Origin of the sequence: Acrocarpospora sp. B8E8 (assembly GCF_039871605.1) — a bacterium.
GTDB lineage: Bacteria > Actinomycetota > Actinomycetes > Streptosporangiales > Streptosporangiaceae > Acrocarpospora > Acrocarpospora macrocephala.
The window spans coordinates 34,118-51,934 of sequence record NZ_JBDPLV010000024.1 but is presented as its reverse complement, the minus strand read 5'-3'; the positions used below and the strand labels follow the sequence as shown (position 1 = coordinate 51,934).

General features: G+C 68.5%; 20 protein-coding genes and 1 tRNA gene. 10 read left to right on the top strand and 11 right to left on the bottom strand.

What is annotated here, in order from left to right; translation table 11 throughout:
- Positions 1-42 precede the first annotated feature (42 nt).
- From ABGB08_RS23170 to ABGB08_RS23155, 4 genes are all read right to left on the bottom strand, one after another.
- Positions 43-423: a transposase family protein gene (locus tag ABGB08_RS23170; protein ID WP_347593555.1), complete on the bottom strand. Its 381-nt coding sequence runs from the start codon at positions 421-423 to the stop codon at positions 43-45.
- A gap of 232 nt (positions 424-655) precedes the next feature.
- Positions 656-729, bottom strand: a tRNA-Ile gene (locus ABGB08_RS23165).
- Between the two features lie 131 nt (positions 730-860).
- A complete protein-coding gene (locus tag ABGB08_RS23160; RefSeq protein ID WP_347593553.1) occupies positions 861-2,315 on the bottom strand; it encodes a S1 family peptidase in 1,455 nt (484 codons plus the stop codon).
- A gap of 86 nt (positions 2,316-2,401) precedes the next feature.
- A complete protein-coding gene (locus ABGB08_RS23155) occupies positions 2,402-3,361 on the bottom strand; it encodes a LysR family transcriptional regulator (protein ID WP_347593550.1) in 960 nt (319 codons plus the stop codon).
- Between the two features lie 184 nt (positions 3,362-3,545).
- Here ABGB08_RS23155 and ABGB08_RS23150 point away from each other — a divergent pair, with 184 nt between their 5' ends.
- Both ABGB08_RS23150 and ABGB08_RS23145 read left to right on the top strand, forming a co-directional pair.
- A complete protein-coding gene (locus tag ABGB08_RS23150) occupies positions 3,546-4,640 on the top strand; it encodes a substrate-binding domain-containing protein (protein WP_347593549.1) in 1,095 nt (364 codons plus the stop codon).
- Positions 4,641-4,652: 12 nt separating this feature from the next.
- Positions 4,653-5,177, top strand: coding sequence for a flavoprotein (locus ABGB08_RS23145; protein ID WP_347593547.1), 525 nt, complete (start codon positions 4,653-4,655; stop codon positions 5,175-5,177).
- Between the two features lie 48 nt (positions 5,178-5,225).
- Here ABGB08_RS23145 and ABGB08_RS23140 read toward each other — a convergent pair whose 3' ends face one another.
- Positions 5,226-5,831, bottom strand: coding sequence for a TetR/AcrR family transcriptional regulator (locus ABGB08_RS23140; protein WP_347593545.1), 606 nt, complete (start codon positions 5,829-5,831; stop codon positions 5,226-5,228).
- Positions 5,832-5,923: 92 nt separating this feature from the next.
- Between ABGB08_RS23140 and ABGB08_RS23135 the strand changes: the two genes are divergently transcribed.
- Both ABGB08_RS23135 and ABGB08_RS23130 read left to right on the top strand, forming a co-directional pair.
- A complete protein-coding gene (locus tag ABGB08_RS23135; RefSeq protein ID WP_347593543.1) occupies positions 5,924-6,958 on the top strand; it encodes an aldo/keto reductase in 1,035 nt (344 codons plus the stop codon).
- Between the two features lie 204 nt (positions 6,959-7,162).
- Positions 7,163-7,678 carry a TrmH family RNA methyltransferase gene (locus tag ABGB08_RS23130; protein WP_347593541.1) on the top strand — a complete coding sequence of 172 codons (516 nt, stop codon included), beginning with the start codon at positions 7,163-7,165 and terminating at the stop codon, positions 7,676-7,678.
- Positions 7,679-7,682: 4 nt separating this feature from the next.
- Here the strand turns inward: ABGB08_RS23130 and ABGB08_RS23125 are convergent, their stop codons facing one another.
- Positions 7,683-8,150, bottom strand: a complete 468-nt coding sequence (locus ABGB08_RS23125; RefSeq protein ID WP_347593540.1) for a cupin domain-containing protein — start codon at positions 8,148-8,150, stop codon at positions 7,683-7,685.
- 90 nt (positions 8,151-8,240) lie between these two features.
- Here ABGB08_RS23125 and ABGB08_RS23120 point away from each other — a divergent pair, with 90 nt between their 5' ends.
- From ABGB08_RS23120 to ABGB08_RS23095, 6 genes are all read left to right on the top strand, one after another.
- Positions 8,241-8,549 carry a hypothetical protein gene (locus ABGB08_RS23120; protein ID WP_347593538.1) on the top strand — a complete coding sequence of 103 codons (309 nt, stop codon included), beginning with the start codon at positions 8,241-8,243 and terminating at the stop codon, positions 8,547-8,549.
- A 38-nt stretch (positions 8,550-8,587) separates the two neighbouring features.
- Positions 8,588-8,791 carry a hypothetical protein gene (locus ABGB08_RS23115; protein ID WP_347593536.1) on the top strand — a complete coding sequence of 68 codons (204 nt, stop codon included), beginning with the start codon at positions 8,588-8,590 and terminating at the stop codon, positions 8,789-8,791.
- Positions 8,792-8,970: 179 nt separating this feature from the next.
- Complete coding sequence (locus tag ABGB08_RS23110) at positions 8,971-9,603, top strand: AAA family ATPase (RefSeq protein WP_347593535.1); 633 nt, start codon at positions 8,971-8,973, stop codon at positions 9,601-9,603.
- An 81-nt stretch (positions 9,604-9,684) separates the two neighbouring features.
- Entirely contained in the window at positions 9,685-10,041 is a 357-nt protein-coding gene (locus tag ABGB08_RS23105; protein ID WP_347593533.1) for a hypothetical protein, read from the top strand.
- The gene (locus ABGB08_RS23100) at positions 10,038-10,907 is read left to right on the top strand and encodes a hypothetical protein (RefSeq protein WP_347593532.1); all 870 of its coding nucleotides are present in this window, start codon (positions 10,038-10,040) and stop codon (positions 10,905-10,907) included. The genes ABGB08_RS23105 and ABGB08_RS23100 overlap by 4 nt, the downstream gene beginning before the upstream one ends.
- Before the next feature lie 14 nt (positions 10,908-10,921).
- Entirely contained in the window at positions 10,922-12,919 is a 1,998-nt protein-coding gene (locus ABGB08_RS23095; RefSeq protein ID WP_347593530.1) for a WD40 repeat domain-containing protein, read from the top strand.
- Here the strand turns inward: ABGB08_RS23095 and ABGB08_RS23090 are convergent.
- The 5 genes from ABGB08_RS23090 to ABGB08_RS23070 form a co-directional block, all read right to left on the bottom strand.
- On the bottom strand, positions 12,898-13,806 hold the full coding sequence (locus tag ABGB08_RS23090; protein ID WP_347593529.1) for a glycosyltransferase: 909 nt from the start codon (positions 13,804-13,806) through the stop codon (positions 12,898-12,900). The genes ABGB08_RS23095 and ABGB08_RS23090 overlap by 22 nt on opposite strands.
- Positions 13,803-14,759, bottom strand: coding sequence for a UDP-glucuronic acid decarboxylase family protein (locus tag ABGB08_RS23085; protein ID WP_347593527.1), 957 nt, complete (start codon positions 14,757-14,759; stop codon positions 13,803-13,805). The genes ABGB08_RS23090 and ABGB08_RS23085 overlap by 4 nt, the downstream gene beginning before the upstream one ends.
- Positions 14,760-14,897: 138 nt before the next feature.
- Entirely contained in the window at positions 14,898-15,803 is a 906-nt protein-coding gene (locus ABGB08_RS23080; RefSeq protein WP_347593525.1) for a glycosyltransferase, read from the bottom strand.
- Positions 15,804-15,810: 7 nt separating this feature from the next.
- Positions 15,811-16,959 carry an acyl-CoA dehydrogenase family protein gene (locus ABGB08_RS23075; protein WP_347593524.1) on the bottom strand — a complete coding sequence of 383 codons (1,149 nt, stop codon included), beginning with the start codon at positions 16,957-16,959 and terminating at the stop codon, positions 15,811-15,813.
- Positions 16,960-17,066: 107 nt separating this feature from the next.
- On the bottom strand, positions 17,067-17,816 hold the full coding sequence (locus ABGB08_RS23070; protein WP_347593522.1) for an SDR family NAD(P)-dependent oxidoreductase: 750 nt from the start codon (positions 17,814-17,816) through the stop codon (positions 17,067-17,069).
- Between the last annotated feature and the right edge of the window lies 1 nt (position 17,817).

Genomic DNA, 17,817 nt, shown 5'->3' with positions numbered 1-17,817 from the left:
CGCGCGCCCAGACGACGTTCACCGCGGCGGCGAGCCGTTCGGTCAGGCGGGCGCCCGCCCGGCCAAAGCCAGCGCCACCGCGCGCAGGACATCGCGAAGGGCCAGGCTGTGACGGCCGTAGCGGCTGGTCAGCCCGGGCACCTGCTCGGCGAAGGTCTTCTTCGGGCAGCTCTCGTTGTGGCAGAAGAACCGCCGTACCTGCAGGTGAATGATCGTCTCTTGGCCGTTGATCGCCATGTCGCACAGCTGCCGCACATACCGGCTGTGCACCCGCCGAGACGGGCATCCACACGCCGGGCACTGCGCCTCCACCGTGCCGGTTCTCACGTGAATCCGCACCGACCGGCCGGATCTGAAGACCCCGTCAAAGCCCAGCCCGGCCAGATGAGGAAACAGGACCGCCAGCAGTTCCTTGATCGACACAACCGCGATGCTCGCGATCAAGACACGGCCTACCGGCCAGAACGCTTGAACCGTGATCTACCCGAACGGCCGGATCACGGAAAGTGTGCCTGAGCCAGTTTTCCAAGCTCGTCGACATATGTTCCGCCGCTGCTGGCGTTCGGGTGCCTCCGATGACACACCGTGGCACATCCCAGCAGGGGAAAGTGGGTGTAGCCGCAGGTCAGGCAGATGATCGGCCTGATCGCAAGGGTAGGGCGGGTGGGACTTGAACCCACGACCCACGGATTATGAGTCCGATGCTCTGACCGGCTGAGCTACCGCCCCGCAATGGTGGAGTCTCTCATAAGTTTGGCAGCAGGGGGATGTATGGGTGGTAGGTGAGATCAACTTTTGTCATGGGAGAGGCGTATAAAGACGCCGCCGCCCGGGGTTCGGGCGGCGGCGTGGGTGGGATGTTACGGGCGGGTCGAGCCTACGGAGTAGGCGCCGGAGCCGCTGTAGGCGTGGACGCGGAGGCGGTAGTAGCCCGCGGTGCCGCTGTAGGAGACAGTCTCGTCAGGTCCTGAGCTGGTGCCGCTCGCGACGGCGACCCAGGCGCTGCCGTTCCAGCGCTGCAGGTAGAGGTCGAAGTCGACGCCAGTAGGTCCGTCGAGGCAGGCGCGGTGGGTGCCGGAGACGGTGGACTGGTAGTAGGAGTTGTTCGGGAGGTAGACGTTGGCGCCGCTGGTCAGCGAGCCGGTGTAGGTGTTGGCGTAGCCGGAGCAGGTCCCGCCGCCGCCTCCGCCGCCCTGGGTGACGAGCGTCAGTCCGTACGCGGAGAGGATCTCGTTGACCGGCTGGAAGTAGGTCGTGCCGCCGGAGGTGCAGTTGCCGGAGCCGCCGGAGGTGACGCCCTGGGCCTGGTCGCCGGAGATCCAGGAGCCGCCGGAGTCGCCGGGTTCGGCGCAGACGTTGGTGCGGGTCAGGCCGGTGACGGTGCCCTGGGGGTAGGTGACGGTGGCGTTGAGCTGCTGGACGGTGCCGCAGTGCCAGCCGGTGGTGGAGCCGGAGCGGCAGATGGAGCCGCCGACGACCTGGGCGCTGGAGCCTGCCACGTTCACGGTGCCGCCGCCGGAGCCGATGACGACGGGGCGGGGGGTCCAGTTGGCGTTCACGGCGACCCAGGCGTAGTCGTTGCCGGGGAAGGAGGAGGCCTGGAAGGTGCCCTGGGCGACCCGGTTGAAGCCCTGGGTGGAGGCGCCGGCGGTGCCGCAGTGGCCGGCGGTGACGAAGCCGTTGGTGGCGCCGCGGGTGATCGAGAAGCCGATCGAGCAGCGTCCGCTGTTGTTGATGTAGTATGCTTCGCCGCCGCGTAAGTCGTAGTACGGCTGCGGCTGCTCCTGCGTGGCTTCGATGCGGACCGCGGCCGCGTCGACGCCGCTGGCCGCGACGAAGGCTTCGGCGGCGGCCTGGTCGCGGGAGAGCACGACGACGGTGTTGGCGCGCACGTCGACGTAGTAGCTGGGGACGGTGGCGGGGGCGGTGACGGCGTCCAGGCGGGCCTTCACGGCGTCCAGGTCGGCGAGGGTACGCGTGACGACCTGGGCTTTCGCGCCGGACGCGGTGATGGCGGAGGCCGCGCCGGCGTCGGTGACGGCGACGGTGAGGGTGGCGGCGTCGCCGCTGAGCCAGGAGCCGGCGAACCGGTCCCCGAGGGTGGTGCGGATCTTGCCTTCCACCTTGCCGAGCCGCTTCTCGTTCAGCAGCCGGGTTTCGGCCTGCTCAGCGGTGAGGTTCAGGTCCCGCTGGAGGGCCTGGACCATGGTCGGCGCGGGTTTCTCTGAGGTGGCCGTGGCGGGGGTGGAGGTGAGGATGAGGGCGACGCCGAGGGTGAGGGCGCTCGCCGCGCTCAGGATGTGCCTGCTGCGCATCGGGTCTCTCCTTGGGGGTGGGAGTGCCGTCAACGTAACGGTGCGAATCCCCCGCGAGGACCTACCAATTGCCCCCCACCATGGAGTTATAGCACCGTGCCATAACCATGGTTTCGGTCCAGCCAATTCGAGTACGCCGGGCTCTGGCGTGCCGCGTCCTCGTGCGCGGCCTTGGCGTGGCCGACGATCTGGGCGGCCTTCTCGGCGGCGGGCGTCTCCGGATGCCAGCCGAGCAGCTGCCGCCAGCGTAACGGCGTGCCGATGATCGGCAGGGCGACCAGGCCCTCGCTCAGCCGGAACGTGCCCTGACACAGCGCCGCGGCCCGCCCCACCCTCACCAGATGCACGCAGGTCGCCACATCCGTCTCATAGATGGTCGCGGGGGTGAATCCGGCGCGCGCGGCCGCCACCGCGAAGCACTCGCCGAAGCAGCCGTCGCCGGGCGTGACCGCCCACTGCTCGTCGGCGAGCGCGCCGAGCTCGACCTCGAGTTCCCCGGCCAGCGGATGCTCCGAGGACACCAGCACGAAAACCGGATCCATCGCCACGAGCGCCCACGAAACGGCTTCGTCGCCGGGCGCCCGGGTGTCCCCGCAGACCCCGATCAGCGCGTAGTCGAGCCGCCCGAGCATCACCTTGGTGGCCAGCTCGCCGGTGGACCATGAGGTGGCCGTGGTGATGACCGCGTCCGGTTCGGCTTGCGCCAGCCGGTCCACCAGGCCGCCCAGGATCGGCCCGTTGGCCGCCCCGATCCGGTAGCGCCGCCCTGGCTCGCCGCCGTTGGCCAGCCGCGCCGCCTCTTCCTGCAGTTGCCGTACGGCGGGCAGCAACACCTGCGCGCGGGCCAGCACGAACTCACCCAGCGGGGTGGGCCGCGAGCCGGTGTGGTCACGCTGGAACAGGGCGCCCCCGAGCGCCCTCTCGATTCGTTTGAGCTGCGCGGTCAGCGCGGGCTGCGCCAGCCCGAGCACGGTGGCCGCTTTGCTGACGCTGCCGGTCTCGGCGACCGTGCGCACAATGCGGAGATGGCGGAGCTCCAAGTCCATAGCCAGACCGTATGACTACGGCATAACTCCAGCAATGATGATTTGTCACACATTCTGACTAGTCAAGTCGGAAATGGGTGGTCAAGACTCGGTCGAGGGGCGTACGGCCTGGGAATTCACCGGGTAGGGGCGCTGGCGGGAGCGGTGCCGTACAAGGGGGATCGTTGTGGGGATTTGGCGGCGGATGACGGCGATCACCCTCCTGGTCGCGAGCGCCGCCGGATGCGCCACGATGCCCTGCACCAGCGGCGGGACCGAGGCCGTAGTCGCGCGGACCCGCCCGCCGGTCCAGCAAAGCTTCAAGATCGGCCTGCTGCTACCCGAGTCCAAGACCATCAGATACGAGAAGTTCGACCGCCCCTACATCACCAAGTCCGTCAAGAAATCCTGCCCCAACTGCACGCTCGTCTACGCCAACGCCGGCCAGGATCCCATCCGGCAGCAGCAGCAGATCGACGCGATGCTCGCCGGCGGCGTCGATGTTCTCATCCTCGACGCCGTGGACGCCGAGGCCATCGCCCCCTCGGTCCAGAAGGCCGAAAAGCAGGGCGTCAAAATCGTGGCGTACGACCGGCTGGCCGATGGCCCCATCCACGCCTACAGCTCCATCGACAACATCGAGGTCGGGAAGATGCAGGGCCAGGCCCTGCTCGACGCGCTGAAGGCGGGCGGGAATCCCTTCCGGGGCCCGATCGTCATGATCAACGGTGCGCCCGACGATCCCAACGCGCGCGAATTCAAGAAGGGCGCGCACCAGGCCCTGGACGGCCACGTGGTGATCGGCCGGGAGTACGACACCCCTGACTGGAGCCCGGAGCGGGCCAGGATCGAGGCGAGCGGCGCGTTCGCCACGCTCGGCGCGGACCGGGTCATCGGGGTGTACTCCGCCAACGACGGCATGGCCGGGGGCATCGCGGCGGCCATGAAGACCGCGGGCGTCCCGAAGGGCACCCCGCTGACCGGCCAGGACGCCGATCTCGCCGCGATCCAGCGGATCCTGCTCGGCACCCAGACCATGACCATCTACAAGCCGATCAAGCCGGAGGCGGAGAGCGCCGTCCAGATGGCCATCGATCTCGCGGCCGGCCGGCCGGTCAAGGCGCCGAGCACGGTGACCAACGACACGGTCAGCCGCATCCCCGCGATGATCATCGCTCCGATGGTGGTCACCAGGGACAACATCAAGGACACCGTGGTACGGGACGGCTTCTGGACGGTGAGCGAGATCTGCGCCCCCACGAACGTGAAGCCGGCCTGCGAGTCCACCGGGCTGACGTGAGATCGTCACGGCATGACCACAGGCAAGGTCCTCTACATCATCGTGTGCGCCGCCGGAGCAGCCGCCGACGTCGGCAGGCTGGTGACCTTGGCGCAAGCCGAGGGATGGGTCGTCCAGATCGTCGCCACCCCGTCCGCCCTCGACTTCATCGACGTTCCCACCCTGGAGAAGCAGACCGGCCGCCCCGTTCGAAGCCGCTATCGCAAGCCGGACGAACCCAAACCCTCCCGCGCCGACGCCATCATCGTGGCCCCCGCCACCTACAACACGATCAACAAATTCGCCCTGGGCATCGCCGACACCTACGCCCTGGGCCTCCTCGCCGAAGCTCCCGGACTTGGAATCCCCGTCGTCGTCCTCCCCTTCGTCCAGACCGCGCTGGCCACTCGTGTCCCGTTCCTGCGCGCGGTCGGCGAACTACGCGAGGAGGGTGTCCGCGTCCTCATCGGCCCAGGGGAAATCGAACCCCGTTCCCCGGACTCGGGTGACTACCCGTGGAGCCGGACGCTTGAGGTTCTCGCCGAATTGAGCTCATAGACCAGGCGGATCCGCCCGTCTCGGGAGAGGTGTGCGACAAGTATGTCCTCACCGTCTGTACGCGCCCGCGCGCGTCGCGGCCACGGCGGCTTCGGCGGCGCGGTCCGCCGTGGCTTCGTCTAGTGGGTCGGCCGTGGTCAGCAGGCGGTAGTAGAGGGGTGCGGAGACGGCGCGGATCACGTCGTGGGGATCGGTGCCTTCGGGGGCCTCGCCGCGGTCGATGGCCTGCCGCACGCAGGGGGCCCATTCGGCGATGCGGATGGCGTAGAAGCGGTGCAGGGCGTCGGCTGTCCCGGTGTCGCAGGTGGCGGCTGCGATCACCGCCTTGAACAGTTTCCCCTGGCGCGGGTCGGCCAGGGTGCGCTGCACGAGCCGGGCGTTGGCCTTGAGGTCGCCGAGCAGCGAGCCGGTCTCGGTGCGCGGCAGTGACTGCTCGGCCATGTCGACCAGCAGGTCGGCCACCAGGCTGGTCACCGTTCCCCAGCGGCGGTAGACGGTGGTCTTGCCCACGTCCGCGCGGCGGGCGATGTCGGCGAGGTCAAGATGGGCGAAGCCCTGCTCCGCCAGGGCGTCCCCCGCCGCTCGCAGCACCGCCGCCCGCACCCGCGCCGTACGGCCCCCGGGGCGTACGGTTCCCGGATTCGCCTCATCCATAACGGAACTCCGGTTTCGTTAGTGGCCTACCTCTGCTATGTTTGCGACATCTTAACGGAACCATAGAACCGTTAACCGCGAGGGGGTTGATCATGGAGTTCAGGCGGTTGGGTGCGTCGGGCCTCAAGGTGCCCGCGCTCAGTTTCGGCGCGGGAACCTTCGGCGGCCGAGGGCCGATGTTCGAAGCCTGGGGCAACACCGACGTCCGGGAGGCGCGCCGCTTGGTGGACATCTGCCTGGAAGCCGGAGTCACCATGTTCGACACCGCCGACGTCTACTCCGGCGGAGTCTCGGAAGAGGTGCTGGGCGAAGCGATCAAAGGACGCCGGGACCAGGTGATCCTGTCCACCAAGACCAGCCTCCCGATGGGCGACGGCCCCAACGACGCGGGTTCCTCACGCTCGCGCCTGATCGCCGCATGTGAGAACGCGTTGCGCCGCCTCGGCACGGATTACATCGACCTGTTCCAGATGCACGCCTTCGACGCCGGCACACCGATCGAAGAGGTCCTGTCCACACTCGACGACCTCGTACGAGCCGGAAAGATCCGCTACATCGGCGCCTCCAACTTCTCCGGCTGGCAACTGATGAAATCACTGTCGATCTCAGAGAAGTACGCCCATGCGCGTTATGTCGCCCATCAGGTCTACTACTCCCTGGTCGGCCGCGACTACGAATGGGAACTGATGCCCCTGGCGATCGACCAGGGCGTCGGAGCGGTCGTCTGGAGTCCGCTCGGCTGGGGCAGGCTGACCGGCAAGATACGCCGCGGCCAGCCACTCCCCACCCACAGCCGACTGCACCAAACCGCGGACTACGGCCCGCCAGTGGAAGACGAGGACCTCTTCCGCGTGGTCGACGCCCTCGACGAGATCGCGAAGGAGACCGGGAGAACGATTCCGCAAGTCGCCATCAACTGGCTCCTCCAGCGACGAACGGTGTCATCGGTCATCATCGGCGCGAGGAACGAGGCCCAACTACGAGACAACCTTGGCGCCATCGGCTGGACGCTGACAACCGACCAGATGTCCAGACTCGACGCCGCTAGCTCCAGAACAGCGCCATATCCGTACTTCCCCTACCAGCGCCAGGAAGGCTTCGCCCGACTCTCACCCGTTGCATGGTGATGTGACCCCTGCGGTGCCCGGCCGATCCCTCGCTGGAAACGCACATCGACGGTGATTAGCGAATGAACCTCGAAGGCTCCAGCTAGATATCGTGATAAATCCGGCTATCCTGATCCAAAGCAGTCGTCGATGGTCCGGGCGTGCCGCTGAAAGCGCCTTCGACATGAACATTTACCCTCTCGCGGGAGCGTGCCGCGCTCACGCATGAGCGCCATCCACGTCCGAACGCGCAAGGATCTGCGCCGCCAGCGCCGCAGACGTCCACCACAGTGCCTCGATCATTTGTACGCGGCCCCGCTGTGGCCACTGCACAGCGCCAACCTGGGCACCCTGCTCCGTACCTGCGACGCGGCCGGCGCGTGCCTGGCCGTGCCGCGCCTGCCGTGGGTTCCCGAAGCGCTGGCACGGGGCAACACGCTCAGGCAACCCGCTTGCGTGCACTGGGTACGCAATCCCGTCACCTGGCTGACCGAGCAACGCGCGTCGGGAGCCCGCATCCTCGGAGTCGAACTGGCCGACAACGCCATCCACCTGGCCGACCTGCCCATGGCCCGCCAGCCGACCATCGCCGTCCTGGGCCACGAAAGCGACGGCATCCCCCCAGAAGCCCTCGACCTCCTCGACGCCGTCGTGGAAATCCCCATGATCGGCACAGGAGCCAGCCTCAACGTCGCCGTCGCCGGTTCCCTCGTGCTCTACAAACTCGCCGGTTTCGTATAGGCACTCACATAGTGGACGGCCAACGACCTTCGGCCGGCTGCGCCTCGGATGGCCCGGGCCACGGCGGCATGGTGACGGCCACGATCTCCAGAACGGTGGTTCCACTGTTCCTGAACTGGAACGCGGCACCTACGGGGATAGTGAGCGATAAGCCTTGTTCGAGGAGAATCTCATAGTTTTCGTCGTCCAGGTTCTGCCACATTGCCCCGGTACCGGCGACGACATACCAGATCTCCTCGACCGTGCGATGCCGTACAGGCCGGGAGACCGCACCAGGCGGCAACTCGAAGTGCGCCATACTGCCACGCCCCGTGGCACACAGCAGCCGAACAGACGAACCATCGGGCGCCAAATCATCTACCTCAGGGGACAAACGCTTCCACTGGGGCATTCGGCCCGCGCCTTCACGATCTGCGGCCATAAAGCACGGTATATCGCCATAAGCACGGTCGCCAGCGGTGAGAAGCTTCATGGCTTTGCCCTGCGCTTGGGTCAGGCTATCTCTGGAGACCCCCCACTACCTGTTGGTGCACGGGTACTTGCGCCGGGCTAGCATGCCAATATGAGCGCGCCAGCCAGCCATGACGTTCCCGAGCAGCCCCGGGTCCCCCGGACCGCCGACGGGATCGCCGCCGCGCTCTCCGGCAGCCGCCGTATGGAGTTCTACCGGCAACTCGGCACAGCCCCTTTGGAGCAGGTGGAGACCATCCTGCGCCGCTGGTGGGGCGAGGCGATGCTCGACACCGACCCGGCCTTGAAGGACGTGGAGCGGGACATCCGCCAGGGCCGGGCACCTGGGGGCGCAGCCGCCGAAGAGGTCTTCCCCGACTGGGCCGGCCATGTGGCCCGGGCGCGAGCCCGCCGGGAATGAGTTGTCGCGCTGAGCTGCACCCGTTCGCGTTAGCCCAGATGAAGGGCCTGCCGTTCGAGGTGGTTCAGGCACTGGCGGCAAGGACGGCGGAGCTGATCGAAGAACCGTGGGATGCCGTCGCCGTCTATCCTGACGATCCGTCGTTCCGGAGAACGGTGTTCGGCGATTTCGGGGTCATGGCGTTCCATGTCGATGAGGCCGCCGAGCTGATCATGATCTACAGCGTGGTCTGGGCGGGCTGACCATCCTGTTGCGGCGAACGCCCTGAGCAGCCGTGCATGGACAGCAGGAACCCGCGCCCCCGAACACGCCGAGGAATGGCAGCCGCATGCCACGGTCTCCGTTCTGGGGGGACCACGCAATCCAGTAGGGGCCATGCCGGGGAAGACGACGCCGGGCCGGGGGTTCCGTAGGGTTGGGCATGCTTTTGTGGATTAATGGGCCCTTTGGTGGGGGGAAGACGCAGACCGCGTACGGGATTCAGCGGAGGCTGCCGGGCAGTGTCGTCTGTGATCCCGAACATGTGGGGTTTGGTCTGCGGCGGATGATGCCTCCGGTTCTGCGGGGGGATTTCCAGGATCTCCGGGCTTGGCGGCAGGGCGTGTACGAGGTGCTGGATCTGGCCCTCGCGGAGCACGGCGGGACGGTCATCGTGCCGATGACGATCGTGGAGCCGGCCTATTTCCGCGAGACCGTCGGGCGGCTTCGGGAGCGTGGCCATGATGTACGGCATTTCGCGCTGCTGGCCGGGCGTGAAACGGTGTTGCGACGGCTGCGTGAGCGTGGCTTCGGACATGTTCTGGGGTTCATCGCGGGGAAGGACGCGCCCTTGCGCCGGGAGAGTTTCGCCGTACGGAAACTCGACCTCTGCTTGGAGCGGCTGCGCGAGAGGGAGTTCGCCGAACACGTGTGGACAGATCGCCTCACGATCCCGCAGGTCGCCGACCACATCGCCACGTCGGCCGGGCTGACCCTCACCCCGAACACGGACCACGCGGTACGGGGGTATCTGCGCCGGGCCTGGATAGGCGTCAACCACATTCGCTTCGACTGATCCGAGCCCACCGGTCCGCCTTGATGGAGGCGTGAGGATGCGGTCATCATGGGCACTCCACACCCGGCGCGGAGGAGCGCAATGATCTCTCAGCGGATCGCCCGGATCTGTGAGTTGCATGGGGATGACCTGGCCGGTTTCCTGGCGGGCACGGACGCCGCGGTGTTGCTCGACCGGGTGGTCGGGGTGGTTCGGGCGGGTGGGTCGCCCGGTGAGGATGAGCTGGATGCTCTGGACGACGCGCTGGCGGCTCTCGGCGTTGACGCGGGGACCGGTGGGACCCGGGGGTTCGAGCCGGTGCCGGGGCTGGGCGGCGGGCATCCGGTGATCGAGTTCTGGGCCTGTCCGACGGGGGCCTGTGATCGGCGGGTCTGGCGGGCGGGGGAAGTCTGCACGCTCCTTGAGCGGCCGATGCGCGTGCTGCGGCTGACCACGTGACCGGGTTCTTCGCCGAGCTGGGGAAGAAGGTCGCGGAACGGTGGCTGTCGCTGCTTCTGCTGCCGGGGTTCCTGCTGGTGGCGGCATGGGTGGCCGGGGTCAGGCTCGGGCACGGGAACGCCCTGGGGGCGCTCGATCTGGCGGCCTGGCTGACGGGGACGGCGGCTGCGGCGCAGTTGGCGCTGGCGGCGGCCGGGGTGCTGGCGGTGTCCGCAGGGTTGGGTTTGGCGGCGGCGGCCGGCGGGGTCGCGATCATGCGGCTGTGGACGGCCCGGGGGGTGCGGGCGCCGCTGGTGTGGCTGACACGGCGCAGGGAACGGCGCTGGAAGCACGCCCAGGCCGAGATCATCGGTGCCATAGAGGAGGAACGGCTCGCCGGTCTCGCGGATCTCGTCAACGCCAGGAACGCCATCTGCCTGGTCCCCTCGGCCCGGCCGATGTGGATCGGGGACCGGTTGCGCGCGGTCGATCAGCGTGTGCTGCGCTCCTACGATCTGGATCTGGCGGGCGTATGGCCGCGGTTGTGGCTGGTCCTGCCCGGGGAGGCACGGACCGAAATCGGGGTGGCTTACGAGAGTCTGGCCGCCGCCGCGCGATTGATGGCGTGGGGTCTGCTCTACCTCCCGGTGGCCGTGTTCTGGTGGCCCGCCGCGATCGTCGCGCTGGTCACCTGCGTGACGGCGTGGGTACGGGCGAGAGCGGCCGCTGAGACATTCGGCTCACTACTGGAATCCGCCATCGATTTGTACGCCCTAGACCTGGCCGCACACCTCAAACTAGACGCGGAAGGCCCGTTGAGCCGGGAGACCGGACTGGCGGTCACCCGGCTGGTCAGAAAGGATTTCATCGAGCTGACGGATCCCTGATGGGGGCTCGACGAATGAACGGACTGCGCGTGGCGGTGCTGGCGGTGCTGCTGCTGGCGACCGGTTCCGGCGCCGTGGTGGCGGCCCGGCAGGTGCTGTCCGCGCGCGACGGAGTCGAGTCGGTACGGCTGGCCGCGCAGAGCGAGAACGTCGCCACGGTCGATCCGGCGATGTCCCGCTTGCTGGCGGTGGCCGCCTGGCGATCCGCGCCGACCCCGGAGGCCCGCCGGGGCCTGCTGGCCGCCCTCACCCGCCCGCTCACCGCCGTGCTTCGGGGGCACCGCAACAGCGTGTACGCGGTGGCGTACAACCAGGACGGAACCCTGCTGGCCAGCGGCGGCGCGGACGGCACGCTGTGGATCTGGGACGCCCGCTCCGCCAAGCCGACGGGTCAGCCGATCAGGGGACACCGGGGCGCGATCACGCAGGTGACGTTCGCCGCGAACGACCGGGTGATCACCGCGAGCCGGGATCGCACGATCCGGATCTGGGACGGGGAGAAGCAGGTCGGCAAGCCGATCCGCGGCACGATCGTCGCGCCGGACTCCCGCGGGCGTGTCCTCGCGGTGGGCGACCAGAACGGCGTGCCCCGCCTGATCAACATGACCACCCGCCGCCAGCTCGGCCGCGCGTTCCCCCGCCACCCGAGCGGGCTCCGCGACCTGACCTTCGACGGCAGAACCCTGACCACATACGACAACGCGGGCGTCCTGCGCATATGGAACGCCCGCACGCATCGCCTGATCGGCCGAGTCGCCGGCGGACCAGGCCCTGTCACGATAAATCAGGGCAAGATGGCGTTCACGTTGCAGGGAACGCTGAGACGGCTGGACCTCGGGACCCGGCGGCAGACCGGCCGGCCGATCAAGGGCGACTTCGTGGCCCTCGCGTCGAAGGGAAACCTGCTCGCCACCGCCCAGCGGAACGGCGCGGTGCACGTCCTGGAATCGGGCGTCCCTCTGGCCGAACCCTTCCGCGCCGGGACCGTACGCGACCTGGCGATCAGCCCGGACGGCCAGTGGCTGGCCACCGCCAGCGACGACGAGCTCATCCGCATCTGGGACCTCGCCCTGACCCGCAAACTCAGCGGCGAACCCATGACCACCGCGCCGGGAATAAGAACGGCAACCGCCGCCCCGGGAGCCGCCGCCCCAGGAGCCATCGATCCGAGAACCCCCACCCCCGGAAGAAGCAGCGCCAGCACCAGCACCCCAAGCCCCGACGGCACCACCCTCGCCGTCGGCGACACCGCCGGCCGCACCCAGCTTTTCGACATCAAGACCGGGAAACCAGCAGGCGCCCCCATGGCCTGCCGCCCAGGAGTCGTCAACGCGGTCGCCTTCAGCCCCGACGGCCAGGGCCTGGCCACCGCGACCGCCAACAGCATCTGCCTCTGGGACGCCCGCACCCAGCGCCAGCTCCACAAGCGCCTCACCGGCCACACCGGCCAGGTGAACACCCTCACCTACTCCCCCGATGGCCGCCATCTCGTCTCCGGCGGCGACGACCACACGATCCGCTGGTGGGACGTGACCACCGGCACCCCGATCGACCTCACCCTCGCCCAGGCGAGCGGCATCTCCGCCCTCGCCTTCGACCCGAGCGACCCCACCCACCTGGCCACCGGCACCGAGAACGGCACCGTACGCCTCTGGAACATCACCGACAAACGCCCGATCGGCCCGCCCTTCCTCGGCCACACGGCCCCCGTGACCTCGATCGCGTTCAGCGGCGACACCCTCGCCACCGCCGCCGGAAATATCCGCCTATGGGACCTGACCACCCACAAACAACTCGGCTCCCCCCTCGGCCGTGCCCTGCGTACGGTCACCTTCAGCCCCGACGGACGCGAGCTGATCGGCGGCGGCCCGGCCGGGACCAGACGGTTGTGGAACCCCGCCCTGACCCCCGACCCGGCCACCGAACTCTGCGCCCTCGCCAGGCGCTTCCCGCCGCCCCTCGACCTCGAGTCCTACCTACCGGACCGGAACTACCCCGAGATCTGCCCCTGAGCCGCAACGTAGTCGTTGCACTGCGGCAGCCCCAGCTCCCGGATGATGTCGTTGAGCTCGAAGAAGTTGAGCTCGCCGATCCGGGGCAGCAGGTCGATGATCGGGGTTCCGTACTTGCGTGCCATGTATCGGTAGTTCTCCGCCGCCTGGTCGTTGTTGCCGTCGAAGCTCTTCGGGTGGGGCACGTGGATCGCGGTCGCGGCGCGGTTGAGGACGAAGCGGGCGCCGTCGCGGTGCAGGCGGTAGCCGAGGTCGAGGTCCTCGCCGCCCCAGCGGCGGAACTGCTCGTCGAACATGCCGACCGCGTGGAGTTGCGCGGTCCTGGCGGAGACGTTGCAGGTCCAGTAGTTCAGCCAAGGCGCGGGCAGGTCGGCGAAGTCGTCGCCGTACCTGGCGTAGAAGATCTCGCGGACGTCCAGCCACTGGCCGGTGCGCTCGAGCTTGGCGATGGTGGCGTCGGGGTTGGCGAAGTCGATCGCCTTGAGGATGAGGATCGCGTCCTCGTTGTCGAGGTTGAAGCAGTAGACGTAGCCGCAGACGGCGAGCGGGACGTCGGCGCTCGCGTGGCTGGCGAGGTGGGCTTCCAGGAAGGTGGTGCTGGCCAGCACGCCGGCGTCCATCAGCACGGTGATGTCCGCCGACGCCCGGGAGAGGCCGAGGTTGCGGGCCTGGGCGGCCCGGTGGCCGAGATCTTCCTGGAAGAAGTAGCGGAGATTGAGTCGGTCGCGGAAGGAGTCCACCATGGCCTTGGTGCCGTCGCTCGATCCGTCGTCCCCGATCAGCACCTCGAACTGATCCGGAGGCAGGGTCTGCCGGGTGAGCGAGTTGAGGGTGTGGCGGAGCAACTCTTCCCGGTTGTACGTCGGAATCACCACGCTGCATTTCATCGAAAACTCCCCAGGTCGGTACGGAACCAGCTGATAGTTCGAGCGATGCCCTCCGGGATGCCGACGGCCGGAGACCAGCCGAGCAGCCGGTGGGCCAGCCGCGTGTCCGGGCGGCGTTTCTCCGGGTCGTCCTGGCCGAGCGGCGCGTACACGAACCGGAGCGGGTTGCCGGTCTGGTCGGCGATCAGCCCGGCGATGTCCAGGACGGCCATCTCGTCGGTGCTGCCCAGGTTCACCGGGCCGCGATGCGGCGAGCGCATGAGCGCCAGCAGCGCGTCCACCATGTCGTCGACGTAGCAGAGGGAACGGGTCTGCTTCCCGGTGCCGTTGATCGAGAACGGCCGCCCGGCGAGCGCCTGCGCGATGAAGCTGGGCACCACCCGGCCGTCGTCCAGCCGCATCCGGGGGCCGAACGTGTTGAAGATCCGCGCGATCGCGACATCGGTGCCGTACGCGCGGTGGTAGGCCACCGTGAGCGCCTCCGCGTAACGTTTGGCCTCGTCGTAGACCGATCGCGGGCCGACCGTGTTGACGTTGCCCAGATACGACTCCGGTTGCGGGTGTTCGAGCGGATCGCCGTACACCTCGGAGGTGGAGGCGAGCAGGAAGCGCGCGTTCTTGGCGCGGGCCAGGGCGAGCACGTTGTCGGTGCCGGCGGAGCCGGCGCGCAGCGTCTCCAGCGGCAGGCGCTGGTAGTCCACCGGCGAGGCCGGGGAGGCCAGGTGGAAGATCTCGCGGATCGGGCCGGGAATGTCCAGCGGCTCGACCACGTCGGCCGTGATCAGCTGGAAGCCGGGCACGGCCCGCAGATGGGCGATGTTCGCCTCGCGGCCGGTGGAGAAGTTGTCGGCGCAGACGACCTGGCAGCCGTCGCGCAGCAGCCGATCGCAGAGGGTCGATCCGATGAAACCGGCGCCGCCCGTGACGAGCACGCGGGTCGGGTCCAAGCGCATATAACGGAGTCCTCTCAGTGAAAACCCGTCGGCGCTCGGGTGAGTACGGCGATTAACCAGAAACCCGTCCCATAGACAGCCGCATAGCCGCCGACCACGCGACTCGCCGCCGCGGCTGTCCAGATCACGACTTTCTAGTTAATATCTGGCTTTCGCGGCCAGATAGTCCGCGCAGGCGGGCATGCCGCGCAGCGTGATGATGTCGTTCAGGTTGAAGAAGTGCACGTCGGGGATGGACAGCAGCAACCGGGTGATGGGCGTGCGGTATCTGTCCGCCATCCGCCGGTAGTTGGCGTCGGCCTCGGCGTTGTTCTCCGACTCGCTCTTCGGGTGCGGGCTGTGGATCGCGACCGCGTCCCGGTTGAGCACGAAGTAGGCGCCGTCGCGGTGCAGCCGGTAGCCGAGGTCGATGTCCTCGCCGCCCCACGCGACGAAGTCCTCGTCGAAACCGCCGACCGCGCGCAGCTGATCGGTCCTGGCCGAGACGTTGCAGGTCCAGTAGTTCATCCAGGGCGCGGGCAGATACCCGTAGTCGTCGCCGTATTTGGTGTAGAAGTCCTCGCGCATGTCCAGCCACTGCCGGTTCGCGCGCAGCATCGCGATGGTGGCGTCGGGGTTGCCGAAGTCGATGGTGCGGTTCATCAGGTCGGCGTCCTCGCCGCCGAAGTTGTAGCAGAAGACGTAGCCGGTGACCGCGACCGGCCGCTCGGCGGCGGCGTGGCTGGCCAGGTGGGCGCGCAGGCAGCCGGAGCCGGGCAGCACGCCGCAGTCGAACAGCACGCAGACCTCCGCCTTGGCCTGGAAGATGCCGACGTTGCGGGTCTTGGCGGCCCGGTAGCCTTCGCGTTCCCTGAAGGAGTAGCGCAGGTTCAGCCGGTCCTCGAAGGCGCGCGCCACCTCGGCGGTGCCGTCGTCGGAGCCGTCGTCGACGACGATGACCTCGAACTCCTCGCGCGGGAGCGTCTGCAGGGTCAGGGCGTGGAGCGTGTGCCGCAGGAGTTCGGCCCGGTTGTAGGTCGGGATGACGACGCTGCATCTGAGCATGGGTGCCTCATAGGTAATAGGTGTTCGGGTCGAGCCCGCAGAGGACGCGACCGTAGAGTTCCAGGTTGGTGTCGGGGTGCATCAGGGCGTGCAGGTTGATCGCGCGCACGTCCCGCTCGATCTGCTGGATGGGCACGGTGTCGTAGATCGACGAGCCGCCGCTGGCCGTGTTCAGGATGTCCACGGCCTCCTTCACCAGCTGGCAGACCGCGCCCATGTCGGCGCGGGCGCGCGCCCGGTCCTTCATCGTCCAGGTCGTGGTGGTGTCCACCTGGGTGGCCAGCCGGTCGGCGTGGAACCAGGCTTCGTCGATCTTCATCTCGGCGGTGGCGACCTGCAGGTGGGTGATCGGGGCTTCGCGCTGGCTGGTGTAGCCGGTGTAGGTGATGCCGCGCTGCGGCAGGCGGTTCATGAACGCGCCCATCGCCGCCCTGGCCAGGCCGATCAGCGTGCCGACCGAGGACGCCGAGGCGGTGGGCAGCAGGGGCGCGCGGTAGACGGGTGTGTCCGCGTTCAGGCGTGAGGCGTACTGCTCGTGCAGGATCGCGCCGAGCGGGAGCACCCGGGCGGCCGGGACGTGCACGTCGGTGGCGATCGTGCTCACGCTGCCCGAGCCTTTGAGACCGGTCGTGTACCAGTCGTCCATGATCTCCAGGTCGGACATCGGGACCAGCGCCATGATCGGCCCGGTGCTCTCGGTGGCGGCGGCGATCACCTGCCACTGGCTGTGCAGGGCGCCGCTCATGAACGCCCACTGGCCGGTCACCGTGTAGCCGGAGCCCTTGGGCGTGGCCACCGCCGTCGGGCTGAGCGTCGCGCAGATCCGCACGTCCGGGGCCGAGAACACCTCGTCCTGGACCTCGTCGGGGAACAGGCAGGTCAGCCAGGTCGCGATCGACCACACGGCGGCGGTCCAGGCGGTCGAGCCGTCCCCCTGCCCGAGCACGCTGAGCACCTCGGTGAGGGTACGGCTGTCGCAGGCGTACCCGCCGTACCGCTCGGGGACTCGGAGTTTGAAGACGCCCGCGTCGCCCATCGCCTCGATGGACAGCGGGTGCAGGCGGCGGTGCCCCTCCGACCAGTACGCGTTTCCGCGCAACAATGGCACGATTCTTCCGGCACGCTCCGCTAATTCGGGTTTCTGTAGCGTTTCCATGACCCTCCTCGAATGAGACGGTAGGTCCCGTCCCCGAGGAGTCGCATCTTCTGAATTGCCGGGTGTTTCGAAATCATTCGATAACGGTATTTAGTGCAAACGCCCGATTAAATGCTCATGCCGCCGTCCACCTGGACCGGGCTGCCGGTCATGAACGAGCTGTCGTCGCTGGCCAGGAAGAGCACCACCTGGGCCACCTCGGCCGGGTCGGCGTGCCGGGCCAGCGGGATGTGCGCGTCGAACAGCCGGGCGGCCTCCTCGGGGGGCGCGCCGGTGACGGCCGTCTCGATCGTGCGCTGGAAGTCGTTGGCGACCGGTCCCGGGTGCACGGTGTTGACCCGGATCCCGCGGGGCGCGACCTCCTTGGCGAGCGTGCGCATCAGCCCGACCAGGGCGTGCTTGGCCGTCGCGTACGCGCTGACCCCCGCGTCCGAGGTCAGCCCGACCACGCTGGAGGTGATGATCACGCTCCCGCCGTCCGACATCACCGGCAGCGCGTGCTTGCAGACCAGGAACGAGCCCCGGACGTGCACGGCCAGCACCCGGTCGAACACCTCGTCCGGGTAGTCGACCACCGGCGCGACCACCCCGGCGATCCCGGCGTTGCTGAAGACGACGTCGAGCCTGCCGTACCGGCCGATGACGGCGTCGACGGCGGCGCGAACCTGCTCCGCGTCGGAGACGTCGGTCACCCGGGCGGCGCAGCCGAGCTCGGCGGCCCCGGCGGCCAGGCCAGGCTCGTCCACGCCCGCGAGCATGACCTGGGCGCCTTCGGCCGTGAAGAGCCGGGCCGTGGCCATGCCCAGGCTGCCCTCACCGCCGGTGATCAGCGCGACCTTGCCGTCGAGACGTCCCATG